This is a genomic window from Lentzea flaviverrucosa, from assembly GCF_003350445.1.
Classification (GTDB): Bacteria; Actinomycetota; Actinomycetes; order Mycobacteriales; family Pseudonocardiaceae; genus Lentzea; species Lentzea californiensis.
Window position 1 is genome coordinate 669446 of record NZ_QQAU01000002.1, and the last position, 15395, is coordinate 684840.

Below are 15395 nucleotides of genomic sequence, written 5' to 3' on the forward strand. Positions count from 1 at the left end.
AGGTCGGAGGGCAGGCACGCGGGCGCACGAAGTCCTGGTCCGGCACGGCTGACGCAGTTGAACAGGCCGGGTGTGATGCGTGTTAAACAACGCGTGCCACATCGTGGTTCCTGGGGGGATTCATGAGGCGTCGACCGCGCGTGCCCGCACGTCCGCGGGCGGCAGCCATTCCCTCAGCGTGCCCGTGATCCGCACCTGCCTGGGGGAAGTGACGAGTGGAAGACGCAAGAGAGTTCAGCGCTGCCTGGTGGCGACGCAGAGCGAGCACAGCCGTGGTCCTCGCGGTCCTGCTGGCACTGGTCGGGGGTGTCGCACCCGCCGTCGCCGCACCCGCACCCCTGCTCACGCAGCAGAGCCAGGACCCGCCACCGGCTGATCCGGTCGACGAGGAGCACGAGTTCTACAAGCAACTCGTGCAGGACATCGCCGAACACGCAGAGGACGTCGAGGTCCGCGAGGCCGCCGCGGCGGCACTTGCCGTGGGAACCAAGGAGAAACTGCTCTGGTTCCTCGACCACGGCGAGGCCGAGGCGAGGGCCAAGGCCGACGAGCGCAAGCGCGTCGAAGCCGCGCAGAACCGCGCCAAGGTCGTCGAATGGGCGCGCACGGGCGGTCCGAACGTCAAGGCGGGCGCGGAAGCGGCGCTGAACGCCGGCGATCGCGCGATCAGGGACTTCGTGGCGTACGGCTACGAGATCGCGCTCAAGCGGGACAAGCAGCAGGCCGAGGACGACAAGGCCGAGCAGGACCGCATCATCGCCCGCGTCAAGATGATGGTCGAGATGGGCGGCCCGCAGGTCAAGATCGAGGGCACGCCGCTGCTCCTGCGCGGTGACTACGCGCTGATCCGCGAGTTCTACCTCACCGGGTACCACGTCGCGAACCAGCGCGACCACGACTTCCAGGCCGTCATCGAGCAGGCGCTGATCGACCGCAACAAGGCGATCACCGACCTGGAGGCGGTCGCACGGCGCGCCGAGAAGGCGGCGAACGCGCGGGCGGAGATCCTGCGCGCCAACATCGACGCGGTCAAGAACCTCGACGACGTGACGCTGGCGCTGAACCTGGCCGCCAGGGCCGCGCACAAGGCCGACGAGATCCACCGCGACGACAAGCCCGGCCGGGCGCACGGTCAGCGGGGCCGCGCCGCCGAGATCGACGCGTTGCGCGCCGAGGCGACGGAGTGGTCGAACAGGGCGGCACGGATCGCCGTCGAGTCAGCCGGGACGACCGCCCGTGCGCAGAGCGCGGGCGTGCAACTGATCGAGACCGGCATGACCAACGGCGCGGACTGGGCCAAGGTCACCATCGCCATCGGTGCCGCCGTGGAGGCCGCGGCCAGGGCCGCCGAGACCTCGCAGCACGCAGCCGAGGCCACGCTGGCCGACAGTCGTGCTCTGGACGCGAACGCCGGCGCGCAGGAGCACGCCGAGAACGCGAAGAAGTACCGGCAGGAAGCCGAACGCGGAGCCGAACAGGCCGCCGCGCTCGCCACGGCGGCCCGCGTGCAACTCGGCATCGCGACCACCGCGCGGGACAAGGCCGCGGAGCAGAAGCGGGTCGCGGAGGCCGCTTCCGCCAAGGCGCGGCAGCACGCCGTCAACGCGCGCAACCAGCGCCTCGCCGCGCAGTCCGCGTCGGCGAACGCGGTCGGCAGGTCGCAGGCCGCCGTCGCCGCGCGCAACGACGCGGTCAAGGCGGGCGTGCGCGAGCAGGAAACGATCGAGGCCGTCCAGCGCACCGGCCGTGAGCTCAAGACGGCGACCTCGGTCTGCCAGGGCCAGATGACCTTCGCCGAGCAGGCAGAGGCAGGCCTCAGGAAGGCACGCGAAGAGGCCATCGCGGCCGGCAAGAACGCCGACGAGGCGACGAAGGACATCGCGGAGGCGGCGGGCAGGGCCCGTTCCGAGGCCAACGCCTCCGCCGCGTGGGCGAGCCGTGCCCAGGCGGCGGCCGCGGCTGCGGCCGCCGAGGCGCAGAAGGCGGCGAAGGCGGCCCAGGACGCCCGCGCGGCCGCCAGCCGTGCCGAGCAGGAGGCCGTGACCGCCCGCCGTGCCGCGGACGACGCGAACCGCCTGGCCATGGAGGCGGCCAACGTCGCCGTCGCCACGTTGGCCGCCGCCGAGCAGACGCAGTACGAGGCGGAAGCCGCCATCTCCGAGGCCAACTCGGCGGTCTGGCAGTCCGCGATCGCCGACCGGGCGGCAGCGGCAGCGGCCGCCTCGGCCTCGTTGATCATCGATCCCGCCCGGATGACCGACCTCGTCGCGAGGCCGTACGCGGGGATCAACGCCGACGCCCGCAAGGCGTTGGCACTGGCCGCCAAGGCACTGCTGATCGGCGAGGAGCAGTCCCGCGCCGCGCAGGAGAAGGCGGCCGAGGCCCAGAAGGCGGCGCAGGACGCCACCCTCGCGGCGGACCGCGCGGTCGCCGAGGTCAAGCCCGCCTACGAGGCGGCCGCCCGCGCCGCCAAGTCGGCACAGCAGGCCGCCGAGGACGCGGTCGCCGCCACCGTCGCGGCGAACGCGGCCACGCAGTTCGCGGCGGGCGCACACGCCGCCGCCAACACGGCGGCGCAGCACTCGTCGTCAGCGCGCGCGGATGCCGTCGGCGCGGCGAGCGCGGCAGCCGTCGCGACGAGTGCCGCGCAGACGGCGGGTCAGGCCGCGGCCGCCGCCGAGCAGATCCACCAGTGGGCGATCAACGCCACGGCGTCGATCCACAAGTTCAGCGACGAGGTCGGCACGGCGCTCGACCAGTTCACCGACTTCAAGAAACGCGCGGAGGAAGCGCAGAAGAAGATCACGGCGGACGCCCAGCGCAAGCAGAACGAGCTCAACCAGCAGTTCACCGACGGCTTCGGGAAGCTGCTGCAGTGCGGGATCTCGCCGCTCGCACCGGGCTGCGTCGAGATGCAGGTGCGGTACGCCGAACTCTGGCTCGACGGCATCACCGGCACCGGCAACTACATCGCGAAGGGCATCAACTGCCAGGGCGGCGACCAGCAGGCGTGCCGCGACTTCGAGGACGCCACCAGGAAGATCGGGGAGTTCGCGAAGAACGCCGTCGACGGCTTCGTCGAGGGCGCGAAGAACACCTGGCAGGGCATCGTCACGCTCGGGAACTGCCTGAACGTCGGCGGCCAGTCGTCGGTCGCGGCCTGCGCGCAGATCGTCGCCGGCCTCAAGGACGTCGCCCAGAACCCGTACAAGCTGGTGCACCTCGACGTCTGGCACGACAACCCCGGCAAGGCGTTCGGCCTGTCGATGTTCGACGTGCTGGCGAACGTCGTCACCAGCCCGCTGGGCGGCAACGCGTTGTCCGGCGCGCTCAACGTCGTCCGGAACACGATCAGCCGGGCGACCGCCATCATCGCCAAGGACGTCGGCGAGTTCGGCACGTTCCTGATCAAGGTCTCGGACAACGTCCCGAACCGGCTTCCCGGCGACTTCGCTCAGGTCAACCGGCTGCAGGTCGCGGTCAACAACGGCGTGGCCAAGCTGACCGGCGGGTTCGTCCACCTCGACGGCAGGCTCTACAAGCTGCGTGACGTCGAACTCGTGCCCGAGGGCGACCTGTCCAAGCTGGACGGTTCGGTCGCGCGCATCGAGAAGGACCCGAAAGCGGCCGAGCTGCAGATCACCCTCGAGAACGGCCTCGCCAAGATCGAGGGCGCGAAGTTCAAGTTCGAGAAGATCGAGAAGATCGAACCGCCGGACACGACGAAGAACGTGGAGGGCGTCGAGGACAAGGTCACCGGCGTCTGGACCGCGGAGGAGTTCGGCCAGCCGCTCAGGCTGGAAGCAGGCCCCAACACGGCCGTGAACGACTTCCGCAAGATCGCGGTGAAGCTCGAGGCGGACCTCACCCCCAAGATGAGGACGCTCGCCGGCAAGGTGGACACCGGCCGGCTGTACGGCGAGGCCCAAGCTCTCAAGTCGGTCGACTCGCTCAAGCGCAAGGTCGCCGGCAAGTACGCCGAGAACCCTGACATGTCGAAGATCCTCCCCTACATCAACGACAGCGTCCGGTACACCATCGTGCTGGACGACGTCGCCTACGTCACGGGCGTCGAGTCGGCCATCAAGCAGATGGAGGCGGCCTTCGACAAGGTCGAGGTCAAGAACGCCTGGTTGAACAACGCCGACGTCCACGCGTACAAGGGCGTCAACACCACCTGGCGCGATCGTGAGACCGGTCACCTCTTCGAGATGCAGTTCCACACGGAGAGCAGCCTGCTCGCGAAAACGATCGAGCACCCGTGGTACCAACTGACCCGCATCCCCGGCCTCACCCGGCTGGAGGTGGACTTCGCGAAGGCGCAGTCGGCGCTGCTCTTCGCCGACGTGAAAGTCTCGCCGGGGTTCCTGAGCATTCCCGACTTCGTGTGGGTCGGAAAACCGAAGTAGGTGAGCAACAGCGATGGTCAGGAAGTACAGGTACTACGCGTTGATCGGCATCCCGGACACGCTCGACGATCCGTTCGCCGTGGTGCGCGTGGGTGGTGAGTTCGCGGAGAGCTTCAAGATCGACCTCCAGTGGTCCCGCACCGATCTGATGGACCGCATCGAGACCGGCCGGGACGACTACAAGGTCGTGGAGATCAGCGAGGCGGACGCCACGCGCTTCGAGGCGACCCAGGCCCGCCGGACCGCGGAAGCACGCGAGCGCGACGGCTGGTGATCCACCCGTGAACCGGGCCGGGCATTCCGCCCGGCCCGGTTCCGTCATTTCCGGAGCTTCAGGCCTGCGCCGTTCGCGTTCATCAGGGTCAGGGTGTCGCCGTCGATCTCGAAGGTGACCTCCCCCAGTCCGAGGGTGTCGAGGATGGCGCCCTCCACCTTCATCTTGTTTTCCGAGCACATCATCAAGGTCATGGCGAGGCTGCTGCCGAACGTGACCCGCTGACCGTCCACTTCGTACTTCTCGGCGCCGGTGGAGTCCGTGGAGCCGCTGTTGCAGCCGCCCTGCACGTAGATGTGGCCGTCCTTGAAGGAGACCGTGCCCGTCACGCCGTCCGGCACCGACGACACGGCGTCCTGGGTGACGATGCCCTCGACGGTCCAGGTGACGCCTTCCAGCGGTGCCTGAGGTTCCGGCGCGAGCACGATCTCGGTGTTCGCTCCGGTGAGCACGAGGTTCGGGCCGTCGAGCCGCCAGGACGGTTTGCCGTTGAGCAGCTCGGCCAACCACTCGTCCTGCTCGTGCAGGCCCTCGCCCGGACAGGCCATGTCGGTGGTGCTGAGGTCGGTGACCGTGAGCTTGCCGTCGTCGAGGTTCACCGGGCCCTGCATCTGGTTGCAGCCGGCGGTGGCGAGCAGCCTGCCGTCGGCGGTGAACCTCAGTTCCAGCTTCGTACCTTCGACCAGAGCGCGCGGCTTGCCCTGTTCGGTGACGGACGTGGACGTGAACACCTTGCCCTGCACGCCGTTTCCTCCTCCAGCGGTTCCGCACGCGGTGGCCAGCAGGACCAGGGCGACGAGAAGCCGGGAACCCATGCGCCTCATTGTTTTCCGAGCTTCAGGCCCGTACCGGACGCGTTGGTCAGGCTCAGCGTGGCGCGGTCGATCTCGTGGGTCGCCTCGCCGTTCTCGAACGTCGCGCGGACTGCGTTCTCCACCTCGTCCACCGCGCCGCACGACTTCAGGGTGCTCGTGCCCAGCTCGGCCTTGATCACTTGGCCCTCCAGCACGTACGGCGTTTCGGCGCCGTTCAGGTTGCAGCCGGTGTCCACCACCATGTTGCCGCCCTTGAAGGTGATCGTGACCTTCACCCCGGCCGGGACGGACGAGACCGCGTCCCGCGTGGCGAGGCCGTTGACGGTCCAGGCGCCCTCCAGGGTCGCGGGCTGTTCCGGCGCGAGGACGATCTCCGCGTTCGAGCCGGAGACCACGAGGTTCGTGCCGTCCAGCTTCCAGGACGGTGTGGCTCCGAGCAGCTTCGACAGCCAGTCGTCCTGTTGGTGCAGCTCGGGTTTGGGGCAGCCCATCGCGGTCATGCCGAGGTCGGTGACGGAGAGCTTGCCGCCGTCCAGATCCACCGGGCCTTGCATCTGGTTGCAGCCGGCCTGGGCGAGGAGCCTGCCGTCGTCGGTGAACCTCAGTTCCACCCGCGTGCCCTCGACCATGGCACGCGGCTGCCCCTGTTCGGTCACGGAGGACGAGACGTACACCTTGCCCCGCAGGTCGGCGCCCTGGCCCGCGGAAGGGCTGCCACAGGCCGCGGTGACGGCGAGGAGCAGGACGACGAGCGCGATTCGGTTGCTCATGCGCGTAGGACGGAACGTCGTGGCGTTGGGGTTGCCCGAAGGCCGGACGCGGGATCTTCCGCGTCCGGCCAACGGAGAATTCGATGTCACGGGGACAGCGACTCGGCGAAGTCGTAGAGGCTCTTGACGTCGTTGTCGAAGTACGGCCCGTCCATCTGGCTCGCGTCTGCGTGCCGGTGGCTGACCACGCTGTTGATGTAGCCCAGCCCGTTCTGGTCGTTGTACTCCTGCAGCCACGGACCGCCGGACGATCCGCCGGTCATGTTGCACCAGGCCCGCACCTGCTGGCCGTGGCCGTTCCAGGTCGTGCCCTGGCAGAAGTACTGCAGCTCACCGCTGAACGGCGCACCCGCGGGGTAGCCGAGGATCGTGACGGCCACCGAGTAGCCCCAGTTCCAGCGCAACCCGTTGCCACCCACGACGTTGGCGATCGAGCTGCCGCCGAGGGTGTTCATGACGACGATGCCCATGTCCTCGTCGCTGCTGCTGGAGTTGATCCAGGCGGTGCGAGTGCTGAGCGTGTACGCGCTCCACGTGCCGAACGGGCGCGCACCGTCGCGGTAGCGGGGGACGAACACCCAGTTGGACATCCACTGGCCACCGGCGCCACCGTGCACGCAGTGCCCGGCCGTCTGGACCAGCTTCCTCTTGGTGCTGCTCACGGTCGCGCCGGAACAGACGTAGTTCAGGCCGTTGACCGGGTTGGTGAAGAACACCTTTCCGACCGTCGACGCCTCGTTCAGCATCGTCCCGATGCCCTGCGCCCGCTCCGCCTTGACCTTCACCGAGGGTGCGACGCCCTCGATGCTGCCCGCACGACCCGAGGGCTGGCGTGGGGAAGAGGCCTGGACGGTGGCAGGAGCCTGAGCCGGGATCGCCTTGGCCATGCGCTCCGAGGTCCAGTACTGCTCGGCCGCGGCGGCCGTCTGGATCTTGTTGTCGGAGGTTCTGGCCTGGCTGGCAGCGCTGCCGTTCGGTGCCGCCTGCGCGGTCGGCACGAAAACGGAAGCGGCCAGCACAAATCCAAACACTAAAGTTACAGTTCTTTTCGCTCTCATTCGAAATACCTCACCAAAAGAGGTGGACTTGCGGCTTTTCGAACGTAGCGACGCCTCTGACCTGCTGTCCAGCGGTTCCCAGAAATTGCTCCACTCGGACTTGTTCGCATTCCACGCCCTTTAGAAAGGGGTCCGTACGGGTCATTTCCGACATGAATGCGCCGCATCGGAAAGCGCTATCCAAGTTGTTGATCTTGAACTTGAGGGTTGACAGCGCCCGCCGTCGTGGGTCTACTTAACCCAGAGGTTAGATAACCAAGTGGTTAGGTACGAGATGGACCAGCTGAGCTCCACCTTCGCCGCACTGGCGGACCCGACCCGCCGGGCGATCCTCGCGCGGCTCACCGAGGGCCCGGCAACGGTGAAGGAGCTCTCCGAGCCGTTCGACATCAGCGGCCCGGCGATCTCCAAACACCTGCGCGTGCTGGAGAAGGCAGGCCTGATCACCCGCGGCAGGGAGGCCCAGTGGCGGCCCTGCCAGCTCGATGCGACACCTCTTCGGGAGGTTGCTGTGTGGGCAGAGAACTACCGCCGCTTCTGGGATGCGAGCTACGCACGCCTGGACGCACTCTTGACCGAGATGAAGGAGAACGACTGATGAGCACCACCAAGTTCGGCACCGAGGTCACCCTGCCGTCCGACACCGAGATCGCGATGACGCGCACCTTCGACGCCCCCGCGTCGCTGGTGTGGAAGGCCTTCACCACGCCGGAGCTCCTGCGGCGCTGGCTGCTCGGCCCCGACGGCTGGGAGATGCCGATCTGCGAGGTCGACCTGCGAGTGGGCGGCAAGTGGCGCTACGGCTGGGCGCAGCCGGACGGCTCCGGCGCGTTCGAGATGCACGGCGAATACACCGAGGTCACGCCGCATTCGCGCCTCGTGAACACGGAGATCTTCGCGGACAACCCGCCGGCCGTGTCGACGGTGTCGTTCGTCGAGGAGGACGGCCGCACGACGATGACCACCACGATGCGCCTGGTGTCGCAGGAAGCGCGTGACGCGGTGCTGGCGTCGGGCATGTCGGACGGCGCGGGCCGTTCCTACGAGCGCCTGGGCGAGGTCCTGGCCACGCTCTGACCTTCCAGGACAGTCCACTGTGGCTGCTTCCACAGCGTAACCACCTTTTGTGGCAACGTTTCGCCCGGTCGGGTCGCGGATTCGTGGTTACCTTCGGGCACATGGGACGTTTCTTCGTGGCTCTGGCCATCATGCTCGGCTTCGCCGTGCTGTCCGCTCCCCTCGCTCACGCGGCCCCGGACACCCGCTGGGAGATCGTGCCGTGCGCGCCCGGCACGAAGGCCCTGTGGCTGCCGCGCGTCGACAAGTTCGGCACGGACCTGTCGTGCACGACCGAGGAAGCCCGTTCCGCAGCGGTGAAGGCTGCCCGGGACAGCGGTAGTCCGAGTCGGATGATGAGCGTGGCCGTCGCGTACTCGCAGCAGCTCGCCGACAAGTCGATCACCCCCACCTCGCCCTGCGTGCTGGGAGCCAAGGGGGCTGTCGGGGAGGCGATCGGCACCTGCCTGGCTGCCTGATGCTCGGGCCGCTGAAGGCTACGGCCGTGTTGTACGGCCCGGAAAATGTCTCGCGACTGGGGTTGTGACGCGGTCGAGGAACCTGGGGTGGTGGTCGGTCTGGAGGCTTGCGCCCCCAGACCGACCGCCAAAGCCTCAGCCGTTGAGCACGGCGCGCGACATGACCACGCGCTGCACCTGGTTCGTACCTTCGTAGATCTGCGTGATCTTCGCGTCCCGCATCATCCGCTCGACCGGGAAGTCACGCGTGTAGCCGGCGCCGCCGAACAGCTGCACGGCATCGGTGGTGACCTCCATGGCCACGTCGGAGGCGAAGCACTTGGCGGCGGCGGTGATGAAACCGATGTTCGGCTCACCCCGCTCGGCCTTCGCGGCGGCGACGTAGACCATGTGGCGGGCTGCCTCGATCTTCATCGCCATGTCGGCGAGCATGAACTGGACGCCCTGGAAGTCCGAAATGGACTTTCCGAACTGCTTGCGGTCCTTGACGTACGCGACCGCTGCTTCCAGTGCGCCCTGCGCGATGCCCACTGCCTGGGCGCCGATGGTGGGGCGGGTGTGGTCCAGGGTCCGCAGGGCGGTCTTCAGGCCGGTGCCCGGTTCGCCGATGATGCGGTTGGCCGGGATGGTGCAGTTCTCGAAGTAGATCTCGCGGGTCGGCGAGCCCTTGATGCCGAGCTTGCGCTCCTTCGGGCCCACCGAGAAGCCCTCGTCGTCCTTGTGCACGACGAAGGCCGAGATGCCCTGCGACTTCTTCGGGGCGTTCGGGTCCGTCACGGCCATGACCGTGTACCAGGTGGACTCGCCCGCGTTGGTGATCCAGCACTTGGTGCCGTTGAGCACCCAGTGGTCACCGTCCAGCTGGGCCCTGGTGCGCATCGACGCGGTGTCGGAGCCCGCCTCGCGTTCGGACAGCGCGTACGACGCCATGGCCTCGCCCGAGGCGATGGACGGCATGACGAGCTGCTTGAGCTCGTCGGAGGCCGAGAGCAGGATCGGCATGGTGCCGAGCTTGTTCACCGCGGGGATCAGCGAGGACGACGCGCAGACGCGGGCCACTTCCTCGATGACGATGCAGGTGGCCACGGAGTCCGCGCCCTGGCCGTCGTAGTCCTCGGGCACGTGGACTGCCGCGAAGCCCGCCTTGACCAGGGCGTTGTGTGCCTCTACCGGGAAGCGCTCGTTCTCGTCGACCTCGGCCGCGTACGGCTTGATCTCCTTCTCGGCGAGCGAGCGGACGGCCTCCCGCAGCGCCTCGTGCTCCTCGGCGAGCTGATAGGTGCCGAAGCTCGGGTTCACCTTGTTACCTCCCGGTAGCGAGTACTCGTGCACGATGTTAGCGCCCGTTCACGTCGGACGCCGCTGTGCTGTTGAGCACTCAGAGGGACTTCTGCAGCGCCGCGTCCTTGTCTAGTACGAGCTGCTCGAGTTCTGCCTGGAAGCGGGCCATGCGCTCCTGCAATGCGACGTCCGAGGACGCCAGCATCCGGACGGCCAGCAGGCCCGCGTTGCGCGCACCACCGACTGAGACGGTGGCGACCGGGACGCCCGCGGGCATCTGCACGATCGAGAGCAGCGAGTCCATGCCGTCGAGGTACTTCAACGGCACCGGAACGCCGATCACCGGGAGCACGGTGGCCGAGGCGACCATGCCGGGCAGGTGGGCGGCGCCGCCAGCGCCCGCGATGATCACTCGCAGGCCGCGGGACGCGGCCGACGTCGCGTAGTCGAGCATGCGCTGCGGGGTGCGGTGCGCGGAGACGACGCTCACCTCGAACGGCACGTCGAACTCGGCGAGCGCTTCGGTGGCCGCCTTCATCACCGGCCAGTCCGAGTCGCTGCCCATGATCACGCCAACCTGAGTCACTCCGCACTCCCGTGAATGTCGTATCCGTCTGACCAAATGCCCGTGGACAGCCAGTCGGCGGCGAGCCGCGCGCGCTGACGTACCTCGGTCATGTCGTTGCCGAGGAACGTCACGTGCCCGATCTTGCGGCCCGGCCGTTCCTCCTTGCCGTACAGGTGCACGTGCGCGTCCGGGTACCGGGCGAACAGGTGGTGAACGCGCTCGTCGGGGCCCATCGCGGGCGTCTCGGTCGCGCCGAGGACGTTCGCCATCACGACGGCCGGCGCCATCAGGTCGGTACGGCCGAGCGGGTAGTCGAGCACGGCGCGCAGGTGCTGCTCGAACTGCGACGTGCGGGCGCCCTCGATCGACCAGTGGCCGGAGTTGTGCGGGCGCATCGCGAGCTCGTTCACGACCACGCCGTCCGCGGTCTCGAACAGCTCGACGGCCAGCACGCCCACGACGCCCAGCGCCTCGGCGACCTTCAGCGCCAGCTCCTGGGCGTCGGCACCGTCGAGGGCGGGAGCCGGCGCGAGGACCTCGACGCAGATGCCGTCGGACTGCACGGTCTCGACGACCGGCCACGCCGCACCCTGCCCGAACGGCGAGCGCGCCACGACGGCCGCCAGCTCACGGCGCATCGGCACGCACTGCTCGACCATCAACGGCGTGCCGGACTCCAGCAGCTCGGGGACGACCCGCTCGGCGCTCTGCGGGGTGTTCAGCATCCACACGCCGCGCCCGTCGTAGCCGCCGCGGATCGCCTTCAGCACGCACGGCCAGCCGTGCTCCGCGCCGAAGCGGAGCACGTCACGCACCTCGTGCACCTCGGCGAACGGCGGCACCGGCAGGCCCAGCTCGGCCAGCCGCACGCGCATCTTCAGCTTGTCCTGCGCGAACTGCAGCGCGTCCGGACCGGGGTGCACCTTCACGCCCTCGGCGACCAGCGCGCGCAGGTGGTCCTGGGGCACGTGCTCGTGGTCGAAGGTGACCACCTCGCAGCCCTTGGCGAACGAGCGCAGCGCTTCGAGGTCGGTGTGCGTGCCGAGCACCACGTCCCGCGCGACGAGCGCGGCCGGGTCGTTCTCGGAGACTGCGAGCACGCGCAGCGACTGCCCGAGCGGGATCGCGGCCTGGTGCGTCATGCGGGCGAGCTGCCCGCCGCCGATCATTCCGACGACGGGGAGACGGGTACGAGAGTCCACGGTTCAGGCATTCTACCTGCGGCTACAGCGACACTCACCACCACGCCCAGCTCGTGCCCGCGCTAGCCCTCGGCCTTGGGGGCGGTGGAATCCGGCGTGCTCTCCGCGCTGTCCTCGCCCGAAGCGGACTTCGGCTCCGAGGCCTCGGCTGGCTCCGGCTCCACCCCTGGATCGAACGCAGGTTCGGGCTCCGCCTCCGGATCGAACGCAAGCTCGGCAGGTTCGGGCTCCGCCTCCGGACCGAACGCAAGCTCGGCAGGCTCGGGCTCCGCCTCCGGATCGAACGCAGGCTCGGCAGGTTCGGGCTCCGCCTCCGGACCGAACGCAGGCTCAGGCTCGGCGACGGGATCGAACGCGGGCGCGGGGGCGGACTCGGCCGCCGCTCCGGCCAGGACCACGGCCGGCCCGGAAACGGCGACCAGCGACGGCTCCCCGATGCGGCGGTGCGAGCGGGAGGGCTTCCACCCGCCGCCGTGCCGCATCAACCGGAACACGAGCAGGAACAGGCCCAGCGCCAGCAGCGCACACACGAAGAACTCGATGATCTGGAACGTCGTCACCCGCTCGACCGGCTGGTATTCGACGTACGTGCCGATGGCGGCCCTCTCGTTGCGCATGCAGGTGTTCGTGTTGACCGCCTCCATGCACTTGTTCAGCACGGGCACCGGTTCGAGGTCGGGCCCGACGAAGCCGTTGCCGAGCTCGAGTCCGCGTTCCGGCACGACGGGGGTGTCCTCCCAGCGCACGATCACGCGTTCCGGCGGCAAGTAGTAGTCGCGCCCGACCACGGACACGAGGATGCGCGTGAGCGTGAAGAACACCAGGGTGCCCGCGATCGCCGTCATCACGTGCCTGGTCAGCAGGCCGACGAGCACGCCGACCGCCAGCCCGAGGACCGCGTAACCGGCCTGCACGAGCAGGTTGGCCTCGAACGAGGACCACGACCTGCGCGTGCCGACGTAACCGTCGCCGGTTCCGACGAGCGCGCCCAGCAGGACGGCCAGGACGCCGAGCACGAGCAGCTTGCCGCGCAACCACTCCGCGGGCGTGACGTCCTGGCCCCAGGCCACGAAGTAGGTGCGTTCCTCCAGCTCACGGGCGATGAGCGGCGCGCCCCAGAACATGCCGATCACGCCGCCGAACCCGAGCTGCACCATGAGGGCGTAGAAGCCGACGATCGGCATCGTGGGCGATCCGCCCTCGAACTCCGTCGAGACGAGGCCGTACACGGCGAGCAGGGCGATGGCGGTGACGCCGAGGATGGACCAGCGGTGCTGACGCCAGGTCAGCCAGATGATCGAACCCAGGTTCACGCCGCACGCTCCAGGTGCGCCACGACCAGTTCCTCCAGCGTCACGTACCGCGCGGTCCACGGCTCGTCGATCCGCGCACCGCCGGAACGCACCAGGTACGACGATTGCGACTTGCCGTGCTTCGCGAGCACCACGGGTCCCTCCACGGGTGATTTCGAGGCGTGCGGGCCGGTGTAGAGAACGTGCTCCTCCAGCAACTCGTCCGTGTCGCCGTTCACCAGCAGGCGGCCGTTCGAGAGCAGCAGCAGCCGGTCGGCGACGCCTCCGATCTCCGCCACGACGTGCGTGGAGAAGATCAGCGTCATGCCGTTGTCGTTGACCTCGGTCAGCAACTCCCGCATGACCTTCTGGCGTGCCAGCGGGTCCAGCTCGGCCAGCGGCTCGTCCAGCAGCAGGACGTCCGGGCGGGCGCCCAACGCCAGTGCGAGCGTCACGTGCGTGCGCTGGCCGCCGGACAGGTCACCGATCTGGAGCCTGCGCGGCACCTTGAACCGGGTGAGCCACCCGTCGGCGCGTTCCTCGTCCCAGACGTCGTTCATGCGGCGGCCGAACTGCAGCACGTCCGCGACCTTGAACGACTTGTACATCGGCTTGTGCTGCGGCACGTACGCCACCCGGCCCGCGATCGACGAGTGACCCCAGTCCGGCGGCAGGTGCCCGGCCAGCACGTTCAGCAACGTCGACTTGCCGGAGCCGTTGGCCCCGACCATGGCCGTCACGCTGCCCGGCGGCAGCTCGAAGGAGACGTTTCGCAACGCCCACTTCGACACATCGGCCGCGACCACGCTCATTGCGCTCCCCCACTCAGCACCTCGCGCATCAGCGCGTTGATGTCCTCGTCCTCGAACCCGGCGGAGCGTGCCTCCGCGACCCATGCGGCGAGCTTCACGCGCAACGGGTCCAGGTCCTCGGGGGCGGCGGACCCCAAGGAGGCCTTGACGAAGGTGCCGGAGCCCTGACGGGCTTCGACGAGGCCGGCGAGCTCCAGCTCGCGGTAGGCCTTGAGCACGGTGTTCGCGTTCACGCCGCTCGAGGCGACGACGTCGCGGACCGTCGGCAGCCGATCACCCGGCTGCAACCAGCCGAGCCTCAGAGCCTCCCTGACCTGCTGCCCCAGCTGCAGGTACGCGGGAAACCCGCTGCCGCGGTCAACGTGGAACTCGACCACGCACGCTCCCCAGATTGTTCTAGTGAACTAGCACAATAGAACACTTCTGGGAGTGTTGGGAAGCGACCCCGGTGGGGACGTGGGGAGGGCCGCCGGGCGCGGGACAGGGGGTTCAGCGCCCGAGCGAGGTGAGGAGCACACGCGCCTCGGCGTGCGTGTCCGGCAACTGCTCGACCCAGACCTTGGCGGGTCCGACCGGCCGGACGTGGGGGTCGTCGGCGAGCCGGTCGGCCGCCAGGACCCTGAGGTTCGAGACTCTTCGGGCAAGAAGTCCGTCACGGCGGACCAGCACCGCGGCCACGCACGGACCGAGGGACGCCAGCGTCTCGCCGCCGTCGAAAACCGTGCGCAACGCGTCGGACGCCAGCGTCATCGCGACGACGCGGGACCAGCCCGACGCACGGTGCACGTCGAGCCGCAGCAGGACGAGGGCGTAGTCGAGGGACGCGACCGGCGTCTCCCGGTACACCTCGCCCAGCCGCGTCCGGAGGTAGGCGGCGGTCGCCAGCCCGGTCAGCGGGTCCTCGGCCGCGCACTCGCCGGCCTGCTTCGTCACCACGTCCGCCCATCCCAGCGCTGTCATGCGCACCATCCGTGGAGGGAGCGCGTCGACGTCCGGCGACACGACGTGCGACGCGTCGGTCAGCACGGCGTGCAGCGCGGCCAGGTCCAGCAGCGTCTCGCTCAGGCCCGCCCCGGCCTCGGCGCGAGCGCGGCCCAGCCGGACCAGCGCGTCGCCGGGGTCGGCGTCGTCCAGCATCGCCGCGCACACGTCGTCGACCTCGGCGAGCGGCCAGTCTGCGGGGAACGCCCAGCCGGCAGCCATGGTGGCGGTCCGCCACCTCGACTTCAGCAGGCGTTCCGCTTGTGCGACACCCACCCGGTCTCCCTTCAGTTCGCCCGATTCCAGGTGGGAGACGCAGCCGTCGCCTATTCGTGACGCAACCCGCGCGGGGGATTGAGATGACTGCGCCAGGCGCCGTAAGTCACACTGGGCGCGCG

15 protein-coding genes are annotated in these 15395 nt (G+C 69.0%); 5 read left to right on the top strand and 10 right to left on the bottom strand.

Features of this window, described 5'->3' with window-relative positions; translation table 11 throughout:
• Positions 1–272 precede the first annotated feature (272 nt).
• Positions 273–4409, top strand: coding sequence for a hypothetical protein (locus DFR72_RS09200; protein WP_090067297.1), 4137 nt, complete (start codon positions 273–275; stop codon positions 4407–4409).
• A gap of 13 nt (positions 4410–4422) precedes the next feature.
• On the top strand, positions 4423–4683 hold the full coding sequence (locus tag DFR72_RS09205; protein WP_090067296.1) for a hypothetical protein: 261 nt from the start codon (positions 4423–4425) through the stop codon (positions 4681–4683).
• A gap of 44 nt (positions 4684–4727) precedes the next feature.
• On the opposite strand, the gene DFR72_RS09210 is transcribed toward DFR72_RS09205, so the two are convergent.
• The 3 genes from DFR72_RS09210 to DFR72_RS09220 form a co-directional block, all read right to left on the bottom strand.
• Positions 4728–5498, bottom strand: coding sequence for an META domain-containing protein (locus DFR72_RS09210; protein WP_170176184.1), 771 nt, complete (start codon positions 5496–5498; stop codon positions 4728–4730).
• Positions 5499–5503: 5 nt separating this feature from the next.
• Complete coding sequence (locus DFR72_RS09215; RefSeq protein WP_090067294.1) at positions 5504–6268, bottom strand: META domain-containing protein; 765 nt, start codon at positions 6266–6268, stop codon at positions 5504–5506.
• Positions 6269–6354: 86 nt separating this feature from the next.
• A complete protein-coding gene (locus DFR72_RS09220; RefSeq protein WP_090067293.1) occupies positions 6355–7287 on the bottom strand; it encodes a trypsin-like serine peptidase in 933 nt (310 codons plus the stop codon).
• A 313-nt stretch (positions 7288–7600) separates the two neighbouring features.
• On the opposite strand from DFR72_RS09220, the gene DFR72_RS09225 reads away from it, so the two are divergent.
• The 3 genes from DFR72_RS09225 (at position 7601) to DFR72_RS09235 (ending at position 8861) form a co-directional block, all read left to right on the top strand.
• Entirely contained in the window at positions 7601–7924 is a 324-nt protein-coding gene (locus tag DFR72_RS09225) for an ArsR/SmtB family transcription factor (protein ID WP_090067292.1), read from the top strand.
• Positions 7924–8403: an SRPBCC family protein gene (locus DFR72_RS09230; RefSeq protein ID WP_090067291.1), complete on the top strand. Its 480-nt coding sequence runs from the start codon at positions 7924–7926 to the stop codon at positions 8401–8403. The genes DFR72_RS09225 and DFR72_RS09230 overlap by 1 nt, the downstream gene beginning before the upstream one ends.
• A gap of 101 nt (positions 8404–8504) precedes the next feature.
• Entirely contained in the window at positions 8505–8861 is a 357-nt protein-coding gene (locus DFR72_RS09235) for a hypothetical protein (RefSeq protein ID WP_090067290.1), read from the top strand.
• A 135-nt stretch (positions 8862–8996) separates the two neighbouring features.
• Here the strand turns inward: DFR72_RS09235 and DFR72_RS09240 are convergent, their stop codons facing one another.
• The 7 genes from DFR72_RS09240 to DFR72_RS09270 all read right to left on the bottom strand — a co-directional run bounded on the left by DFR72_RS09240 (position 8997) and on the right by DFR72_RS09270 (position 15273).
• Positions 8997–10160 carry an acyl-CoA dehydrogenase gene (locus tag DFR72_RS09240; protein WP_090067289.1) on the bottom strand — a complete coding sequence of 388 codons (1164 nt, stop codon included), beginning with the start codon at positions 10158–10160 and terminating at the stop codon, positions 8997–8999.
• Between the two features lie 79 nt (positions 10161–10239).
• The gene (gene purE, locus DFR72_RS09245; protein WP_256239420.1) at positions 10240–10728 is read right to left on the bottom strand and encodes a 5-(carboxyamino)imidazole ribonucleotide mutase; all 489 of its coding nucleotides are present in this window, start codon (positions 10726–10728) and stop codon (positions 10240–10242) included.
• Entirely contained in the window at positions 10725–11912 is a 1188-nt protein-coding gene (locus DFR72_RS09250) for a 5-(carboxyamino)imidazole ribonucleotide synthase (RefSeq protein WP_090067288.1), read from the bottom strand. The genes purE and DFR72_RS09250 overlap by 4 nt, the downstream gene beginning before the upstream one ends.
• A 62-nt stretch (positions 11913–11974) precedes the next feature.
• Complete coding sequence (locus tag DFR72_RS09255) at positions 11975–13225, bottom strand: hypothetical protein (RefSeq protein WP_090067287.1); 1251 nt, start codon at positions 13223–13225, stop codon at positions 11975–11977.
• Positions 13222–14016 (bottom strand): ATP-binding cassette domain-containing protein, encoded by a 795-nt coding sequence (locus DFR72_RS09260; protein ID WP_090067286.1) that lies wholly within the window; start codon positions 14014–14016, stop codon positions 13222–13224. The genes DFR72_RS09255 and DFR72_RS09260 overlap by 4 nt, the downstream gene beginning before the upstream one ends.
• Entirely contained in the window at positions 14013–14393 is a 381-nt protein-coding gene (locus DFR72_RS09265; protein ID WP_090067285.1) for a GntR family transcriptional regulator, read from the bottom strand. Before DFR72_RS09265 ends, DFR72_RS09260 begins: the two co-directional genes overlap by 4 nt.
• Before the next feature lie 112 nt (positions 14394–14505).
• Positions 14506–15273, bottom strand: a complete 768-nt coding sequence (locus DFR72_RS09270; RefSeq protein WP_245982695.1) for a GGDEF domain-containing protein — start codon at positions 15271–15273, stop codon at positions 14506–14508.
• Positions 15274–15395 lie beyond the last annotated feature (122 nt).